Raw genomic sequence first — 18656 nt, forward strand, 5'->3', positions numbered from 1 at the left:
GGGACCCGATTGGACAGTATACAGATATGGAACATTGTATTGGTTATTTTTCTTATCATGCTTGCAGCTTTTTTTGTCGGCGCGGAATTCGCAGTCGTCAAAGTTCGGATGTCACGGATTGAGCAGCTTGCTTCCGAAGGCAGCAAACCGGCTCGGCTCGTGCAGAAAATCATGGCGGATCTGGACCATTACTTATCCACCTGCCAGCTCGGCATCACGATTACAGCGCTGGGCCTTGGCTGGATCGGTGCTGAAGCGGTGGAAGTCCTCCTCTTTTCTTTCTTCGAGGATCTGGCTTTCAGTGATTCAGCGGCAGAATGGCTGGCCTTCCTGATTTCATTCGTATGCGTCGCGTTCTTTTTCGTGGTGTTCGGTGAACTTGCCCCGCGGTCTATGGCCGTGCAGCACGCCGAGCGGGTCACACTCGCCCTTGCCCGCCCCCTTTACGTGACGGGGAAACTGATGGCGCCCTTTGTCTGGATTTTGTCCGGTTCTGCCCGCATCGTCCTTCGGGCGTTCGGCGTTGAACCGGCAGGGCACGGCAAAGCCCATTCGGAAGAAGAATTGAAAATCATCATGACGCAGAGCTACAACAGTGGGGAAATCAACCAGACAGAGCTTTCATATATGCAGAACATTTTCTCCTTCGATGAACGGGTGGCCAAAGATATCATGCTGCCGCGCACACAAATGGAGGTCATCTCGCTCGATATGACGCATGATGAATTGCTGGAAGAGCTGCGGGAACACCAGTTCACCCGCTATCCGGTGACTGAAAAAGGGGATAAGGATGACATCATCGGTTTCGTGAACGTCAAAGAAATGCTGACGCTTTATACGTACCGCGAGGATCTCACTGCCTGCCTGGTCGTGCACGATCTGCCATTCATTCATGATAATGCCCCCATCCAGGACGTCCTTTTGACGATGCAGCAGAACCGGGTCCATGTCGCAATCATCATCGATGAGTACGGAGGCACGGCGGGGATGATTACAATGGAGGATATTCTGGAAGAGATCGTCGGGGATATCCGCGATGAATTCGATGATGATGAAATCGAGGACATCCGCGAGATCGATTCTTTCCGTTACATGCTGAGCGGCCGTGTGCTCCTTGAAGAACTGGAAGAGCGTTTCGGTGTGGAATTCGAGGAAAGTGAAGATATCGACACCATCGGCGGCTGGATGCAGGCTTATGATACAGAAATCTCTGAAGGCGAATCCATCACGACGGGTACCCACACCTTCACCGTCCAGGAAAAGGACAACCATACCATCATCCAGGTGCTCATGATGCGGACTGAACAGGATCTGAATCCTGCTGATGATCACGAAACCGATTAGAAAAAGCCGGCTCCCTCCGCGGGAAGCCGGTTTTTTTATGGATAGCCTGCAAGCATCCCGCTTGCCAAGCCTAATCTTCCTCTTTATTAAGCTGCGTTTTTTCATATTCGAACTTCTTCATCAGCATTTCACCGCTGTAACCTTCAGCGATCAGCCGGCCGAGCAGGGCTTTTGTTTCGTCATCCGCCGCTTCCGGATGGGCAGGCCGGTCAAATTCAACCGTGTTCGTTTCGTCTGAAATCCAGTCCGAATAGCTGCCCGCATAAAGCTTAATGTTGTCATGCCCGGCTTCTGTCATTGCAGCGAACAAAGCGGCGGCCGTCACGCCGCTGCCGCAATAAAGGATCGCCTTTTCATGCGGCACGATCACACCTGTGAAATCCGGATTCTCCCGGAATTCCCCTTCTTCAACAAGCCGGGACCAGTCAAAGTTCCTCGCTCCCGGAATCCTTCCGGCTACGGGATCGATCGGCTCATGGAAGCCCCGGTACCGTTCTTCTGAACGGGCATCGATCAGGGCCGTCTCCTCCCTGCCGGCAACCGCTTCTTTCACATCTTCCCGGTCAGCCTCGATCGCTCTGTTGAAAACCGGCACAGTTTCCGAAGGCTGCGGAACCGTCATTTCCGAAGTCGTCTCCGCACCCAGCGCTTTCAGTTTTTCAAAACCATTGCGGCTGATGGCCGCATTCGGGAACCCGGCATACTTCAGGAGCCACCAGGCGCGGGCGGCATACGGAGCGCCGCCCTGATCATAGATGATGATTTCATCTTCTTCGTTTAATCCGCTCCGCCGGATAAGAGCGGTCAGCTGGTCATCCGATGGCATCGGATGGCGGCCGCCTTCAGCTGCCATATCCGACAAATCTTTCTCGAGATCCCAGAACACCGCGCCTTTAATATGTTCTTTTTCGAACATCCGCCGGCCGGCATCCGGTTCTGACAGATCGAACCGTGCATCGATCCATTTCGTCCTGTTATTTCCAAGTGAATCGGTCCAAACTGTCATGACTGCATCACCCTTTCCTGATCCAGCTGCGCCAGGATCTTCTTCCATTCTGTTAATTTCTCCTGCTCGTTCAGCAGCGAGCGTTCCGCTTCTATCGCCTCCACCGACTGCCTGAGAAGATGATGCCGGAGACCTTCCGCTTCATGATCGATCCAGTTGGCGATCCAGTTCTGAAGCAGCCGCTTTTCCTCTACAAGGAACTTGCCGGTATCCGGCTCCAGTTTCTCCAGCAGCGCGGTTTTGACTTTTTCTTTGCCATTGCGTTCAAAGAAGTCTTTCGTTCCGCGGAACAGCCGGTTCGCTCCGGAATAATCCGCATTCCGGAACGGCCAGCCCGGCTCCGGCACATCGGCATCGGACGTCTCATACGGCGTGTATGAAAAATCATTGTTCACCGCCTGCAGCTTTTCCGCTTCTTCCCGGAATCTATCATCGAATCGCTGGCCGGCGAAACGGAGCATCCGGAGCGCCGTCGCCCGGACCTCCTGCCGCAGATCGAAAGCGGTCATCCCGATCAGCTCCTCCAAAGCGATGCGCAGCGCTTCGTTCGAAGGCTTTCCGTTGAACGTCGAAGGGTTGTACGCTTCTTTAAAGAAGTCACCGAACCGGTAAAACACCCGCTGTTTTACATAAGTGAGCAGCTCTGACAGTTCCCTTTCCGCTTCTTTTGTCATGGCTGGTGCGGCCGAAGAACTCAGCTGCTTCCGGACCGCCTGTTCCATTTCCCGGAGTTCCGCCAGCCGCTCATCTTTTCTCAAAGCATTGCGTTCGGTCTGCCGGATCAAGTTTTTCAGACGGCTGATGGTATTGCCGGTGGCTTCTTGAAGGGCCCGCAGTGCAAGACCTTTCAGTTCACCATCCAGGAATTGATGGAAATCGGTTTCAAATTCAGGAAAACCTGAAGCGTTTCTGTCTTCCAGTGCCCCTTTGCTCGAAACACCGGAAAGCCGCGGAAACCGGATACCGAACCGCTGCAGTTCGTTCCTGACATAGGTTAGGACGGCTTCCTTTTCTTCCTCATCTTCAGCCAGGTCGATGGCGTTCACCAAAAAGAACATTTTATCCATTTCGAAGGCGTCTTTGACTCGCCCGAGCTGGATGAGGAACTCGCGGTCTGCGCGCGCGAATGCATGATTATAGTAGGTGATGAAAAGAATGGCATCGGCATTCTTGATGTAATTGAACGCTACGCCGGTATGCCGGGCATTGATGGAGTCGGCTCCCGGCGTATCGACGAGCGTGACGCCGCTCCGGGTCAGCGGTGAATCGTAATAGAAATCGACGGATTCGACGAAGCAGCTTCGGGCTTCTTCCGAGACGAATTTCACAAATTCCGGGCGGCCGACCGTCACAGTTTCACCGAGTTCCCCTTTGAAACGGCTGTACCCTTCCCTGAACGCACTGATGAACGACTGATGGACACTATGCTGATCAGCTTCCGCAAACCAGTCCGACCCTGCGAGTTCATAAGCTTCATCCAGCGTCCCGACTTCCCGGCCGAGGGCTGAGAACGAACGCCGGACATCTTCAGTGAGCATGGCTTCCGTCTTTAAATGGACGCTGGCCGTTTCATGTTTGTCTTTATCCGTAACAGGACGGATCCTATTGATGGCGGCAGTGGTCGGATTCGGGGATACCGGAAGTACCTTATCCCCTAACAAGGCATTGGCAAATGAGGATTTCCCCGCGCTGAACGCGCCGAACAGCGCAACGGTGAATTCCTTGTCCCGCAGCCCCTCGGCCTTCCGCTCGAGATAGCGGGCGGCCTCAGCAAAGCCTTTGATTTCCGACACCGATTCCGCCGTTTCCTGTGCTTTCCTGATGATTTTCTTCTCATCATATTTCTCTTCCGCCTGCTGACCGGCTTCTTCCGGCACCGCTTCCTGAAGCTTCTGCTCCAGCATTGATGGCTGGAACTCCACTGCTCCGGTTTCCATTCCGGTGAATTCACGCCGCCATTCTGCCGACCGGTGTTCAGCCTCTTTCAGTTCCGACGGCTGAGGAGCCCGCAGGGAACGCTCGACGGCCGTGTTCCGTGCCTCGGTCTCTTCCAGGGTCGCGATGGCCAGCGTTTTCTGCTCCAGCAGCTGCTGTTGGACTTCCGTTTCCACACTGTCTGCCGGCAGCGCGCTGAACGCTGTTTCCTGACCGGACGCCCACCGGTCCGTCTGTTTCCGGAACCACCTCCGGATGTTCTCGGTGATTTGCCTGCCGGTATTCAAAACAGCCGTCCCGTTTACAGCCGCCTGGTCAGGGATCGCTTCTTCCATCGTGTCTCCAGGAACCTCAAAATCCATCTCTTCGATGGCCAGCGCCCTGTCGTCCGTCAAGAGCCCCACATTCTTCAGCTGCCGCTTCATGAGCGTCCTCATATGGGGTTCGATCTGCTTCTTGACTTCCGACTGCAGTTTTTCGGACAGCACACGCTGTCTGCGCTGCCGTTCTTCTTCTGTTTTTTTCCCGGCGAACAGGACGCCCACCTTGAAATCAGGCTGCCTTGCCTCCAATACACTTTCCAGCGCTTCCCGCACTTCGTAAGGCGTGATCGTCGCATTATTGAGCAATTCATTCCTTTTTTTAGCGAAAGAAGCTTGCCATTCGCTGAAATCAGCAAGTTCACGGCTGTCCCGGAGCCGCTCCTGTTTCTGGCGGATCTCGTCCCGCCGCTCCCACTCGTCCGGTGACAGGACGTCGCGGAACAGCTCAAGCTGCTCCCGCTTTTCCTCTTCCAAAAACGCCGTGTGTTCCGCCCGAAGCTTTTCCAATGCCGCAACAGCCATTTGTCCGGCATAATCGCCTTTATGGTGCATCGCCTCATCCACGAGCTGCCGGACGGCTGCAAAATCGTTTTCTTCCAGCTCCCGATCTTTCAAGGACGTGAAATAAAACCCGTCCGGTTCGACGCCCCATGAACGGAAGGCGTCCTTCACAGAATTCCTGAAGGCGTCAAACGACAGTTCATCGGCTCTGTGCTTATCGATCTGATTCACAATCAAGTGCAGCTGTGTATACTTCTGCAGCTGTCTCGTAAACGTAAAGTTGAGCTCTGACTGCACATGGTTATAATCCATCACATAAAAGACCAAATCGGCCAGATGGAGGGCGGATTCTGTCGACCGCCGGTGTGCATCATCGACCGAATCCACGCCCGGTGTGTCCATAACCGTGATTCCTGGAGGGAGCGAAGAATCGGCGTGTCCGATTTCGATCCGTTCCACATCACCGCTTTTAGCGAATTCCTTCAATGATGCCATCTGCTCGTGATCCGAGAATTTTACGGCCGGCCGGTCTTTCAGCCGCACGAGGGCAAAATCCCGTTCCGCTTTCCGGACCGTGACAATCGTGGCGCTTGTCGGAATCGGACTGGACGGTAAGATTGTTTCTCCAGTCAAGGCATTGATCATCGTTGATTTCCCGGACGAAAAATGTCCGGCGAATCCGATGATGAACTGCTCTTTCATCACTTTTTCCGCTAAAAGCTGCGCTTTTTGCATCCGTTCCGCATCTCCATTTTTCTCGAAAATGGCAAATAAGCGGGCTATTTCTGTCAATGTTTTCTGTTGTTCTGCAGCTTCCATAAACGTGGCTCTCCTTCTGTCTGTGTGCTTTGTCCATCATACCATTTCACGGCAGGAGGAGAAAATGACCGGTTCTGCCTGGACTTGCCGGCGCGGCCGCTTAGAGAATTACAGCCGGTTTATTCACGAAAAGCCATGGATGGTCATCCCGCCATCCACGAACAGCGTCTGCCCCGTGATGTAGCTCGCTGCGTCGGAAGCGAGGAACACAGCCGGTGAAGCCACTTCCGCCAGTTCCCCCACCCGTTTCATCGGTGTCACAGCTTTTATCGAATCCAGGTAATCTTCATCCTGCAGCAGCTGGGCTGTAAGCGGCGTATTGAAATACCAAGGGCCGATCGCGTTCACCCTGATGTTCCGTTCACCCCACTCCATCGCCATCACTTTCGTCATTTGAATGATCGCCGCTTTTGAAGCCGCATAAATGACGCCCGTTTTCAATGCCGTCGCCCCGCCCACTGAAGAGATGTTGAGGATGGCGCCGCCGGCAGTCATATGTTTCACAACTTCCTGCGAACAAATAAAAACGCTTTGCGCATTGGTGTCCATTATAGTGCGCCAGTCTTCGTCTGTTGCTTCTTCTGCGTTCCTCCGGATATTCATTCCGGCATTGTTGACAAGGACATCGATTTGGCCGAAATGGGCTGCCGCTTTCTCAACCGCTTCTCTCACCTGCTGCCGGTCCGTAATATCCGCTGCCGCCCGGATCGTCCGGCCGTTGCCGATTTCCTCCTGGACTTCCTTCAGCTGTTCTTCTGTACGCGAAACAAGCACCAGATTGGCGCCAGCTTCCGCAAATGCAAGAGCGATCGCTTTTCCGATCCCTCTTCCCGCTCCTGTTACGATAGCGGTCTTTCCTTCCAGACTGAATGATTTCAGCATGTAAATCCCCTCCTTTTCCCAGTATAGTCGAACTTCACATATCCTTCACAAATTCAGCAGTATAGTGTGATTTTTATCACAGATTCCCGTTGTCTGAAAAATTATGATGGGAACACAATCCAACGAAGAAAGGAAGTGGAGCACATGACACGCCGCAACCATAAAGAAAAGGAAGAGGAAAAACTGAACGGCACACTGGCTGCCGTCATGATTCTCGGACTGTTTCTCATCGCGTCATGGGTCTTCGTATTCGATTTATTTTTAAGCCGTTTTTAACAAGGAAGGGGAATAAGCATGCACATTCATAAATACGAAAAATGGTGGCTGACGTTCGGCATCACCTGCCTAGTCGTTTTTCTCAGCATCGTCGGCTTCAGCGCCTTCCATGCGGGAGCGCATCCGCCTAGCGCACAAGTCTACATCAATCAGGAACATGTCGACGAAATCGCCCCTTTTGATAACCCGGGCGTCCGAAAAGTGGAGGGCGAAGAATGGGATTATGAGGTCGTGGTGGTCGCGGCTGCATTCATGTACACGCCGAATGAATTCGAAGTGCCGCTCGGTTCGAAAGTCAAATTCATCGCCACGACGAAGGATGTGGTCCATGGTTTCCAGATTGCCGGAACGAACATCAACATGATGCTCGAACCCGGGTACGTCTCCGAATTCGTCACCACGGTGGATAAGCCCGGCGAATTTTTGATTTTGTGCAACGAATATTGCGGCGTCGGCCATACAGCGATGTCAGCTAAACTGAAAGTGGTGGATCCGGATGAAAAACGCGAACAGCAGTAAACAGGATGGCCGGACGGCCGCTGGGATCATCCTTAAAAAAAGCTTCCTTACCCAAGGCTTGAAAACGGAAAAAAGAGAAACCGTCGACCGCCGGGATGCAAAGCTGGCGATGGCGCATATTTATGTGGCGATGACCGCGCTTCTTCTCGGCGGACTTGCCGGTCTTGTCCAAGTGATGGTCAGATCCGGTCAGTTCCAGCTTCCGTTCGGCATCGGCTACTATCAGGTCCTGACTGTCCACGGAATTCTCCTCGGACTGATCCTGACCACTTTCTTCATTTTCGGATTCCAGATTTCCGCAGTCAGCCGGACCGCCGGAACACTGTCGGATAAACAGCGGTTCTGGGGATGGACAGGTTTTTCGGTCATGACGGCCGGGACCATCATGGCCGCTGTCATGGTGCTGCTGAATGAAGCTTCCGTCCTTTACACGTTTTACGCGCCGCTGATGGCCCATTGGATTTTCTACCTCGGCCTGGCATTCGTGGTCGTCGGATCATGGATCGGGGCTTTTGCCCAGATTGCCCGCTATGCGCAATGGAAACGCGAAAACGGCAAGCAGCCGGGGCCCCTCTTGAGTTTCATGGTCGTCGTGAACAACTTGATGTGGGTCATCTGCTCGATCGGCGTCGCAGTCGCTGTGCTGTTCCAGTTCCTGCCATGGTCCCTCGGTCTCGTGGAGAGGATCGACGTCCTGATGAGCCGGACCTTGTTCTGGTATTTCGGTCATCCGCTCGTTTATTTTTGGCTGCTGCCCGCGTACATGGTCTGGTACACCATCATCCCGAAAATCATCGGCGGCAAAATCTTTTCGGATTCTCTCGCCCGTCTTTCGTTCCTGCTGTTTTTGCTTTTCTCGATTCCGGTCGGGTTCCATCATCAGCTCACCGAGCCGGGAATCGATGCGTTCTGGAAGTTCCTGCAGGTCGTCCTGACATTCATGGTCGTCATCCCTTCCCTGATGACTGCGTTCGCGATGTTCGCGACATTCGAGTCGGTCGGACGGGCAAAAGGGGCCACAGGGCTTTTCAGTTTCTTTAAAAAACTCCCTTGGGATGATGTCCGGTTTGTCGTTCCGTTCATCGGAATGGTCGCATTCATTCCGGCTGGTGCGGGCGGAATCATCAACGCTTCCCATCAGATGAACCAGGTAATCCACAATACCATCTGGGTGACCGGCCACTTCCATCTGACAGTCGCCACGACTGTCGTACTGACATTTTTCGGAGCAATGTATTGGCTGATCCCTCATTTGACGGGCCGGAAGCTGACGCCGAAGCTTAACCGCCTCGGAATCATCCAGGGCATTGTCTGGACAGTCGGGATGAGCATCATGTCAGGCGCCATGCACATCGTCGGCCTGATGGGGGCTCCCCGCCGGTCGAACTTTTCAACTTATGGTGGGTCTGAACAGGCGGCCGAATGGGTCCCTTACCAGCTTGCGCAAGCGGTCGGCGGAACGATTCTCTTCATCGGCATTGTGCTGATCATTTACATCTTCCTACAGCTTGCATTTTTTGCACCGAAAGGAGTTCAGGAATATCCGGTCGCTGAAGTTTCGGAAGGCGCCCAACAAACACCGATGTTCCTCGAAAATTGGAAAATGTGGATCACCATATGTGTCGCGCTGATCTTGCTGGCATATACCATTCCATTCATCGATATGATGCAAAACGGACCCCCGGGTTCTGTCGGATACAAACTTTGGTGAATCAATCACCTGCAGGGGCTGCATGTCAGCTCCTGCTTTTTGCTTTTTCCGCCGCTGGTTCCGGAATCCGGTGGTACGGATGGCTTGCTTCCTTATTTAGTCGGTTGGTTTTGATTTTTCATTCCTTCTGTAATTTTTTACTTATTAATACTGTGCCCAGCTGTTTGAAACCGGGTGACAGCTGCCGTTCGGCGAAATGTTTTTTTGCTAAATAAGAGGGAGGAGAATGTCATCCCTCCGACTGCATTGCCTGAGCGGCTCAAGGCGGCTTCAGCCGATGATGACTTTCTCTTTCGGATAATGGTATTTGTCTTTTCCGACATTTCCTCTAATAATGAACAAAAATGAAAAAATACCGATTCGTCCGATAAACATAAGCGATATAATGATGTATTTTCCTGCGGTACTTAAATCGGCAGTGATTCCCATAGAAAGCCCTGTTGTCCCGAAAGCCGAAAACACCTCGAATGCTATGGGCAGCAGCGGAAGAGTTTCAGTGATCATCAGTAAGACAATCGCAGTAATACACAGGCTGACAGCTGTAGAAATAACGATGAAAGACCGGATTATATCGTCGGTGTCGAGTTCCCTCTGAAACACTTTTACAGCCGTCCGTCCCCGCGCGAAGTTATAGATTGTCAGCACCATGATCGCAAATGTCGTCGTTCTGATTCCGCCGCCTACACTGCTGGGGGACGCTCCTATGAACATCAGGACACAGAACACAATTAAAGTAGGGACCGACAATTCGCTGACGTCCATTGTAGCCAGTCCCCCGTTACGGGTCGTGACCGATTGAAAAAGGCTGTAAAATATTCGGCGGTGCCATTCCATACCGGCCAGAAAATGCTGATGCTCCAATATGAGCATCAAAATCGCACCGACCGCAATCAGCGCAAAGAAAGTGATGACAGTCAGTTTTGTAAAGAGGGAAAAACTGTAATGGGCCCGACCATATTTCGTTTCGCCCTTCAAAAAATCCTGTACTTCGATCAATACCGGAAATCCGATAGCTCCCAGGACCAGGAGAATTATATTGATGGTCTGAACGAAATAATCATTGGCAAAAGGAATAAGTGATACCCCCGTAATATCGAACCCGGCATTCGTTGTGGCACTTACTGCAGCAAACAATCCTTGGAGCCAGGCCTCCTGCCAAGTGTCGAAATACGTTAAAAAATATGTACTGAGGATAATGGTCCCTATCGCTTCGATGACAAGGATGGTTTTTAATATTTTCAGCATCAACTTAACCAGACCTTCAAGCGAAGTCCTGTTCTGATCGATTTGAATCAGCTGTCTTTCCCTGAGTCCGATGCGTTTTCCTAGTAAGACCCAAATGAACGTACCGAGTGTCATAATCCCGATTCCGCCAAATTGGAGAATGAAAGCCAGAGCCAGGATTCCCCAGACATTGAACGTATCAGCCGTCGGGACAACGGTTAATCCCGTCACGCTAATGGCGCTCACTGCAGTGAATATCACATCTGTAACAGAAAGTTCCACCCCCTCTTCATGGAGGAAAGGCAGACTCAGCAGCGCCGTCGAAAACAGGACAGCAATCCCGTAAAACAAAACAATCAGCTGTACAGTTGAAAAATAGCTTACTTTGAAATACTTCGACAGTTTAACCATTGCTTATCTCCATTCACTTAAACAAAATGCCTGTTTAAAGCCCTTTTTCCTCGAAACGCTTCAGATCTTTCCGATGGCCCATGACGACCAGCATATCGTTTTTATCGATAATATCAGTTGGCAGCGGAGCCAAATTCACTTCTTCTCCCCGCTTTACCGCCAGCACCATGCAATGGAACTTAGCCCTCACTTCCATCTGCTCCAGCGACTTTCCATCCGCTTTTTCAGTCGCGGCCATCTCAATGATGCTGTAATCCTTTGATATTTCAATGTAATCGATGATTTTTTCCGAATCCAGATTTTGGGCAATACGGATTCCCATGTCATGTTCCGGCTGTATCACCCTGTCTGCACCGATGCGTTCTAAGATCAGCCGATGCTGCGGATCTCTTGCCTTCACCCAAACTTTACTGATTCCGAGTTCTTTTAGAAGAAGGGTGCAGAGAACGCTGGCGTGTATATCATCCCCTATCGCGACTACCGCCTGTTCCACGTTACCTGCCCCAAGTGAACGCAAAGCATTCTCGTCCATAGCATTCACGACTGCCGAATGTGTCGCATACTTCCTTAGGGCGTTCACCCGTTCCTCCTTCTGGTCGATGATCAGCAAATCGTGTCCAAGACGGGCAAGCTCCAGGCACACACTGGACCCGAATCTGCCAAGCCCGATAATAATGCATTGTTTTTTCATAAATTTACCTGCTCTCCGACCGCGGACATTGACTGTCCTTTAATCGCCTTTTAAAGAATTGAATGTTTTCTGGTCACAGATGATGTAAAGACGTGCATTTTCAGGGAGCGGTTCATCCAGCTTTCGGATAACACCGAAGTCCTGGCCTTCCGCTACGAGATTCGCCCCTTTATTTTTTAATGCCTCAAACGCATCTCCATAAGTTCTCCAGCTGCTATCCGGTTTGATTTCCCACAAGTTATCACCGAAAGTATCACTGAGGAGCTGCATGAACAGCTGACTTGCACCATGGTGAAGCAGCGTCTTCGCCATTAAATGAGGGAATGCTTCACTGGACAGGACGAATTCATCGACATGCGCATGCTTAAACATCCCGATATGCCGTTCATGGACGATTTCCACAATCGTATAGACCTGCACACTGTGTTCTATTGCATATTTTTCGATAGCTGAGGCGATCAAAAGAGTTTTTCCATCTGCGAGCACTTCATCTTCATCTTCAGAAGAAAATACCGATACGGAATCAGCTCTTTTGATATTTGCCCGTTCCAGTACTTCCGTTTCTGTCGGATCACCGCTGATATAGTGGAATCTTTCATGAATGAGCGGCGCCTCAGCCAGTCTACCGATCAGCACCACATCCCGCTGGGCATTTTTAGCTTCCAGTAATTCATGAACCGTCTTCTCAGCGTTTTTTGACCAGCCGACGATTATAAAGTGCCCTTTCCCTCTGTAGTCAAGTTTTCCCGTCATTTTAAGCCTCCCGAAGTACATGTATAAATCCACCACTTTTCCGATAATGACACCGATCAAACCGATGCCGGACAAGTAAAGGAACATGGCGAAGACCATTCCCGGAACAGTCACAGGCGCATAATCGCCGAAACCGATTGTGGTCACCGTCGTCATGACCCACCAAAATCCGATGAACGGATTGTGGAATGTGTCTGGTTCGATAAAATAAATGATGAATGCACTCGATACGTAAAATAAGGCAGTGACCAGCACGAGTTTAAGCGCACTGACCTGCACAACTTTTTTCATCAGTTCGAACAACCGTCATCCCCCTTCCCTTAAAAAAGAACGCAAAAAAGCCATCAGGAAATGATGGCCGCCGGATTGCCGGCCTCCTCTCTTGTATACAAAACGCTTGCGAAGTTAGCTGTCGGGTTAGGGGTTGAGAGTACCCCTTCTTAACAAGAATAAGATTCACCCCAAGGCAAAGTACATGCCAAAAATGGTTCCTCCGCTCCATTACGGATTCAGCGAATAAAAGGCTTATTGCAGGTTTATTCAATTAACACCGTTAAATTTACTCTTGTTTGGATTGGAAGTCAACATGAAAAAGACAGTCCCGAAAAGATCGGCCCTGTCTGATTATGATGAATCAAATTTTCCTCAATTCGATATGGGAGACCGTGTGATCAGGACCCTTCCGGATAATGATATCGGCCCGGTTCTTCGTCGGCCGGATGTTGAGTTCGAGATTGCGCCGGTTGATCCGGTGCCACACATCCCGGGCAAACGCTTCTGTTTCTTCCTCAGACATGGAAGCGTAGCGGTTGAAGAACGACTCCGGCTGCCGGAATGCCGTCTGCTTCAGCAGGCGGAAACGCTCCAGGTACCACCGTTCGATATCGGATTCATGGGCATCCACATATAGCGAAAGGTCGAAGAAATCCGACACGTAGACGCTTGGCGATCGCTCGCCTTCATGCTTCGGAATTTGAAGGACATTGATCCCTTCAATGATGACGATGTCCGGACTCTGAAGTTCGATTTTTTCTTCCGGCATAATATCATAATGAAGATGGGAATAGACGGGAGCCGCCACGTGTTCATTGCCTGACTTCAAATCACTCAGAAACTGAACGAGCGCCTTTATATCATAGCTTTCAGGGAATCCTTTTTTGCCCATCAGCCCCTGTTCCTCCAGCACGCTGTTCGGATAAAGGAATCCGTCCGTCGTCACAAGATCGACTTTCGGCCGACCTGGCTGGTATGACAGAAGGGCTTGGAGGATCCGGGATGTCGTGCTTTTTCCGACAGCTACACTGCCCGCCACACCAATGATGAACGGCGTCTTGGGGGTCTCCTGCCTGAAAAACTGGTCTGTCACGGAATGGAGTTTACGTGCCCCTTCCACATGCAGACCGAGCAGCCGGATAAGCGGAAGGTAAATTTCTTCCACTTCCGTTATCGACATGTGCTCATTGATTCCCTGGAGTTCCTCGATTTCTTCTGCTGTGAGCATAAGCGGGGTGTTTGACCTGAGCGCGGCCCATTCTTTCCGTGAAAAGGATATGTAAGGGGAAAATTTTTCGGCGATCATCATTACCTCCCGGATCCTGCAGCGCAAACTGTCCGAATTTCCATGCTGTCCCCCCAATTATACACATCGCCTTTGCCGGCTTCCACAATCCGCTACGAATTTCCATCCATTGCAAAAGGGGCGGCTCCGTCAGAAGCCGCCCCTTTTCCATTCATATGCTGTTTCAGTCGTCTTCATTTTCGGTTTTTACGTCACCGGTTTCCGCATTCACTTCAACACTGAACTCGTTGCCGTCTTCGGCGGCGATTTCAAACTCATACACCGGTGTGCCGTTTTCCCCGTCGGCCTCCGTTTCGGTCACGGTGCCTGGCACCGCATCAAGAGCGAGCTGCTGCGCTTCGTCTTTTGAAATGGCTGCCCCTTCGAAATCAGCCGATTCTTCCTGTTCTTCTCCTTCATCGTCTTCTTCATCCGAGATGACAGTGCCGTCTCGGACTTCCACTTCACGGACGGCCCCATCCTCGGTCCGGATCTCGAATTCGTATTCTGTTGTGCCATCCTCCTGTTCAAAGTCCGAAGAGATCACTTCGCCCGCCACTTCTGCCAATGCTGCCTCTTCAGCCTGCGGGAGTCCCGCTTCGCCGGCACCTGTATTTGCGAACACTTGGCCGCCCGCTGCGATTCCGGTGATCCCAATGACTGCTGCCGCTGAAATGGCTGCGATTTTCGTGTTTTTCTTCATGATTGAATTCCTCCTTCGCTGTATAATCCCATAATACCCGGAGGAAATTAACGCATCCTTTGTATTTGATTAAAATACGATTAGAATTTCCGCGGCAGCGTGACCGTGACTGTGGTCCCTTCGTTCTCCTTGCTTTTGAGGGTGATTTGTCCGCCGTGCTGACCGACGATGGACTTTGCAATCGCCAGTCCAAGACCTGTCCCGCCCGTCTGTCTTTGGCGGGATTTATCGACCCGGTAGAACCGTTCGAACACAAGATCCTGTTCTTCCTCCGGAATGCCGATGCCTTCATCGGCGATCGTCAGGATAACATAATTTTTTTCTTCTTTGACTGCAGCCTGCACCGTCGTCCCACTATACTTCAGGGCATTATCCAGCAAGATCACGAGAAGCTGCCGGATATTTTCCGGATTTCCTTCCGCCACCACAGGAGCATCCGGGAGGTCAAGGCCAACCGGACGGTGATAGACCGCTTCCATTTCTTTTGCCGCGTTCCTGACAGCTTCCGTAAGATCCACCGGCTCCTTCACAAGTTCCTGGCCAGAGTCCTGCAGTGACGCCAGTTCGAGGAGGGCATGAACCATCGCCTTCATCCGCTTCGTCTCGGAGCGGATGGTGCCTACCGCTTCTTCCCGTACTTCCTTGTCTTCTCCGCCCCAACGGCCAAGGAGAGCCGCATAGCTTTCGATCACTGTGATCGGCGTTTTCAGCTCGTGGGAAGCATCGGATACGAACGACTTCTGCCGCTCAAAATTCGCTTCCATTTTGCTCATCATGCTGTTGAAAGTGACCGCCATCCGCTGAAGTTCATCCCCCGGACTGCCGGAAACAGCGATCCGTTCGAATGTGTCCCGTTTTTCATTGTGTTCCATCGTCTGTATCAGCCGGCTGATCGGTTTCAGAATCGTGAAAGCCAGAAACCGACCGCCCGCCGCAGCCAAGATCATGACTGCCAGAAGCGCACCGCCCAGTATCCCGAGCAGCAGCTGAAGCTCTTCTTCCGTCTCTTCCAGGCTATATGCGAGGACGAGTGTTTCCGCCGATGCATCAGGCGTTCCATCCAAACTAAAGGCGCCAGTCAGCAGTTCCCCGTCCGCAGCCAGTGACCGGAGCTGAGCATAACTGAATTCATCTTCTTCTCCGGCCTCTGCAAGAAGACGATCTTCTTCATCGAATACCCAGAGGCGCCAGTCATCCTCTTCGAACTGTTCCAGCCATTCTTCCAATCCGCCCTTGGTGAAAGCAGGTGTTTCATTGTCTGAAATCAGGCCCGCTTTCGTTTCCAGTGCGTTCTCAGCACGGTTGAGAAGCGATTCCTTATAAATAATATAGACTCCTGATCCGGCCGCCGTGAAAATCAGGCCGGAAATCAAAACCGACAGCAGCATGATCCGTGTACGGAGATTCATCGGCCGGACTCCTCTAAACGGTATCCTACGCCGCGGACCGTCCGGATAAGCGGATGGCTGAACGGCTGTTCGATTTTCTTACGCAAATACCTCACATACACATCCACGACGTTCGTTTCCCCCGCATAATCATAGCCCCAAACGTGCCGGAGTATTTGATCGCGCTCGAACACTTGGTCCGGATGTTCAATGAAGAAGACGAGCAGGTCGTATTCCCGGCGTGTCAGGTCGATCGGCTGGCCGCCATAATTCACTTCCCTCGTCCTTTCATTCACCGTCAGCTTACCGTGTGTCTTCAGGCCGTCTTCGGAACCGGTTCCTGTCCGCTGTCCGGCCCGCTGCATCACCCGGATCCTTGCCAGCAGTTCTTCGATTTCAAAAGGTTTCGTCATATAATCATTGGCGCCCAGATCCAGGCCGCTCACTTTATCGGGAAGCGCGCCCCTGGCGGTCAGCAGGATGACCGGTGTTTCATCGGTCTCCCGCAGCCTGCGGAGAACTTCCAGCCCGTTCAGTCCCGGCAGCATGACATCCAGGAGGATGACATCCCAGCTGCCGTCCGAAGCGGCGGCAAGTCCATCCTTGCCGTCGGCATACTTTCTGGTTTCATAGCCTTCGTGCTGCAATTCCAGTTCTAGTATCCTTGAAATGTGCGGGTCGTCTTCTATGATCAGGATTCTGCCTTTCATGGCGACCATCTCCCCTGCATTGATTGTGCTACTGGCAAGTTTACAGGACTTTTCATTGGTCCGCCACACACGTATGGTAAAATGCAAAGAGGAACAGGAGGCGGAAAATGTGGGAAAAGCTATGTGGATTATAACGGCGGGCGTCTGCGCCTGCCTGTTTCTGTACATCATCGAGCAGGTCCTCGATGTGAATTACGCAGTGAAGACGGCGGTGAAGCTGGTGCTGTTCATCCTCCTGCCTTTGTTTTATGTATGGAAGATCAAGCAAGGCCGGCTTTCTGAAATCCTCGCATTGAAAAATGCAGGCTGGCGCGGATTGATCCCCGCCTTCCTGTTCGGGTTCGCTGCGTTCTCCGCAGTTCTTGCCGCCTTTTTCATCCTGCAGGAATCCATCGACCTGGCTGCCATCGCCTATGAAATGGAGACGAAGTTAGGCATCACGCCGCAGGTTTTCGTTTTCGTCGCTTTTTACGTCACATTTCTCAATTCGCTTCTGGAGGAATTCTTTTTCCGGGGATTCCTTTTTTTAGAACTCCATCGATTGGGGTATAGAACAACTGCCTATGTTTTTTCATCGCTGCTGTTCGGGCTGTATCACATTGCCATTTTCCAGAGCTGGTTTTCACTGCCGGTCACCTTACTCGCGCTGGCCGGCCTGATCGGTGTCGGTTTTTTGTTCGACTGGCTCGTATCCCGGTCAGATTCGTTCATCAGTTCATGGATCGTACATATTTTCGCTGACATTGCCATCGTGCTGATCGGATTCCATATGTTCGGCATGTTCAGCTGACAGAATCGGCGTTGGCAAGGGAAGGAGTTCGCCAATGGAAATACTGTTTTTAGTGTTCGGAATCGGATTGCTCATTTTAGTGACTGTGGACATTTTATGGACATCGATCTGGGTGGATGGCGGCGGGGGACCGGTCTCCAGCCGGCTTTCTTCCGCCGCCTACAAGACCGTCCGGTTCTTTTCGCGGGACAAGTCGCTCGCACTCAGTATTACCGGTCCGTTGATACTCATGATTACACTCATGACTTGGATTGCGCTGACATGGGGCGGCTGGCTGTTCATTTTTGCCGGCGGGGAAGAAACATTCCTAGATACACGGGATGATTTGCCGGTGTCATGGACAGAGCGAATTTATTTTACCGGCTATCTGATCTTCACACTTGGAATCGGGGATTACGTCCCGAAAGATGGAATTTGGCAGGTGATATCCGCGGTCGCAGCGGGAAACGGTTTTCTGTTCATCACACTCGGCGCCTCTTACGTCCTTTCGGTCCTGGGGGCCGTCACCACCCAGCGTTCTTTCGCCTCGTCGATCACCGGGCTTGGCATGACGGGTTCTGAAATCGTCAAGAAGGCATGGGATGGGAAAGACTTCGGAAATATCGACTTGATCCTTAACGCCACTTCAGCTCAGCTCAGCACACTGACGGCCCAGCACAATGCGTATCCCATCCTTCATTACTACCATCCGAGAGACGTTAAACAATCTGCACCGTACGCGGTAGCGGCTCTCGACGAAGCGCTGATGATCTTGAAATTCGGGGTGCCGGAACGGAATCAGCCCAATATGCTTTTGCTGGAAGCTGCGAGGTCCACCATTCAAGAATATCTTGTGACACTCACATCGGCATTCGTCTCCTCTTCAAGAGAAGAACCTCCAAGGGCGGATTTGGATTTCCTCCGGGATGCCGGATTGCCGACGATGGATGACCATGAGTTCAATAAGCAGCTCGATAAGTGGACGGAGCACCGCAAAAGATTGTACGGAATCGTGAAATCGGATGCGAGAGACTGGCCTGAAAAAAGTGAGAACTGATTTAGACCGTACAGCAAGCTGTAAAACTAAAAGCCCTGATTGCACGCCTTCGGATTGGGCTAACCTAAATTAATGG

The 18656-nt window shown here is 51.8% G+C and carries 16 protein-coding genes and 1 riboswitch; of the genes, 6 read left to right on the forward strand and 10 right to left on the reverse strand.

Annotated features, from left to right (window positions below; all coding sequences use genetic code 11):
• Nucleotides 1-39 precede the first annotated feature (39 nt).
• A complete protein-coding gene (locus tag CCE92_RS04440) occupies nt 40-1344 on the forward strand; it encodes a hemolysin family protein (protein WP_277621513.1) in 1305 nt (434 codons plus the stop codon).
• 70 nt (nt 1345-1414) lie between these two features.
• On the opposite strand, the gene CCE92_RS04445 is transcribed toward CCE92_RS04440, so the two are convergent.
• From CCE92_RS04445 to CCE92_RS04455, 3 genes are all read right to left on the reverse strand, one after another.
• Nucleotides 1415-2398: a sulfurtransferase gene (locus tag CCE92_RS04445; protein WP_241535872.1), complete on the reverse strand. Its 984-nt coding sequence runs from the start codon at nt 2396-2398 to the stop codon at nt 1415-1417.
• A complete protein-coding gene (locus CCE92_RS04450) occupies nt 2347-5928 on the reverse strand; it encodes a dynamin family protein (protein ID WP_088006318.1) in 3582 nt (1193 codons plus the stop codon). Before CCE92_RS04450 ends, CCE92_RS04445 begins: the two co-directional genes overlap by 52 nt.
• 123 nt (nt 5929-6051) lie before the next feature.
• Nucleotides 6052-6810 carry an SDR family NAD(P)-dependent oxidoreductase gene (locus CCE92_RS04455; RefSeq protein ID WP_088006319.1) on the reverse strand — a complete coding sequence of 253 codons (759 nt, stop codon included), beginning with the start codon at nt 6808-6810 and terminating at the stop codon, nt 6052-6054.
• A gap of 144 nt (nt 6811-6954) precedes the next feature.
• Between CCE92_RS04455 and CCE92_RS04460 the strand changes: the two genes are divergently transcribed.
• From CCE92_RS04460 to CCE92_RS04470, 3 genes are all read left to right on the forward strand, one after another.
• Entirely contained in the window at nt 6955-7086 is a 132-nt protein-coding gene (locus CCE92_RS04460) for a cytochrome c oxidase subunit 2A (RefSeq protein ID WP_088006320.1), read from the forward strand.
• 18 nt (nt 7087-7104) lie between these two features.
• Nucleotides 7105-7605 carry a cytochrome c oxidase subunit II gene (locus CCE92_RS04465; RefSeq protein ID WP_088006321.1) on the forward strand — a complete coding sequence of 167 codons (501 nt, stop codon included), beginning with the start codon at nt 7105-7107 and terminating at the stop codon, nt 7603-7605.
• A 109-nt stretch (nt 7606-7714) separates the two neighbouring features.
• Complete coding sequence (locus tag CCE92_RS04470; RefSeq protein ID WP_241535875.1) at nt 7715-9316, forward strand: cbb3-type cytochrome c oxidase subunit I; 1602 nt, start codon at nt 7715-7717, stop codon at nt 9314-9316.
• 270 nt (nt 9317-9586) lie between these two features.
• Here CCE92_RS04470 and CCE92_RS04475 read toward each other — a convergent pair whose 3' ends face one another.
• The 7 genes from CCE92_RS04475 to CCE92_RS04505 form a co-directional block, all read right to left on the reverse strand.
• Nucleotides 9587-10951, reverse strand: coding sequence for a TrkH family potassium uptake protein (locus CCE92_RS04475; protein WP_088006323.1), 1365 nt, complete (start codon nt 10949-10951; stop codon nt 9587-9589).
• A 34-nt stretch (nt 10952-10985) separates the two neighbouring features.
• Nucleotides 10986-11642: a potassium channel family protein gene (locus tag CCE92_RS04480; protein ID WP_088006324.1), complete on the reverse strand. Its 657-nt coding sequence runs from the start codon at nt 11640-11642 to the stop codon at nt 10986-10988.
• Nucleotides 11643-11681: 39 nt separating this feature from the next.
• A complete protein-coding gene (locus CCE92_RS04485) occupies nt 11682-12698 on the reverse strand; it encodes an ion channel (RefSeq protein WP_088006325.1) in 1017 nt (338 codons plus the stop codon).
• 76 nt (nt 12699-12774) lie between these two features.
• A riboswitch (cyclic di-AMP (ydaO/yuaA leader) is annotated at nt 12775-12920 on the reverse strand.
• A 109-nt stretch (nt 12921-13029) separates the two neighbouring features.
• Nucleotides 13030-13974, reverse strand: coding sequence for a type I pantothenate kinase (coaA, locus tag CCE92_RS04490; RefSeq protein ID WP_338152457.1), 945 nt, complete (start codon nt 13972-13974; stop codon nt 13030-13032).
• A 163-nt stretch (nt 13975-14137) separates the two neighbouring features.
• Nucleotides 14138-14656 carry a PepSY domain-containing protein gene (locus CCE92_RS04495; RefSeq protein WP_088006327.1) on the reverse strand — a complete coding sequence of 173 codons (519 nt, stop codon included), beginning with the start codon at nt 14654-14656 and terminating at the stop codon, nt 14138-14140.
• A gap of 80 nt (nt 14657-14736) precedes the next feature.
• Complete coding sequence (locus tag CCE92_RS04500) at nt 14737-16065, reverse strand: sensor histidine kinase (RefSeq protein WP_088006328.1); 1329 nt, start codon at nt 16063-16065, stop codon at nt 14737-14739.
• On the reverse strand, nt 16062-16754 hold the full coding sequence (locus CCE92_RS04505; protein WP_088006329.1) for a response regulator transcription factor: 693 nt from the start codon (nt 16752-16754) through the stop codon (nt 16062-16064). Before CCE92_RS04505 ends, CCE92_RS04500 begins: the two co-directional genes overlap by 4 nt.
• Nucleotides 16755-16863: 109 nt before the next feature.
• On the opposite strand from CCE92_RS04505, the gene CCE92_RS04510 reads away from it, so the two are divergent.
• Both CCE92_RS04510 and CCE92_RS04515 read left to right on the forward strand, forming a co-directional pair.
• Nucleotides 16864-17544 (forward strand): CPBP family intramembrane glutamic endopeptidase, encoded by a 681-nt coding sequence (locus tag CCE92_RS04510; RefSeq protein ID WP_162287809.1) that lies wholly within the window; start codon nt 16864-16866, stop codon nt 17542-17544.
• Between the two features lie 34 nt (nt 17545-17578).
• Nucleotides 17579-18580: an ion channel gene (locus CCE92_RS04515; RefSeq protein WP_088006331.1), complete on the forward strand. Its 1002-nt coding sequence runs from the start codon at nt 17579-17581 to the stop codon at nt 18578-18580.
• Nucleotides 18581-18656 lie beyond the last annotated feature (76 nt).

Origin of the sequence: Indiicoccus explosivorum (assembly GCF_002167005.1) — a bacterium.
Taxonomy (GTDB): Bacteria; Bacillota; Bacilli; order Bacillales_A; family Planococcaceae; genus Indiicoccus; species Indiicoccus explosivorum.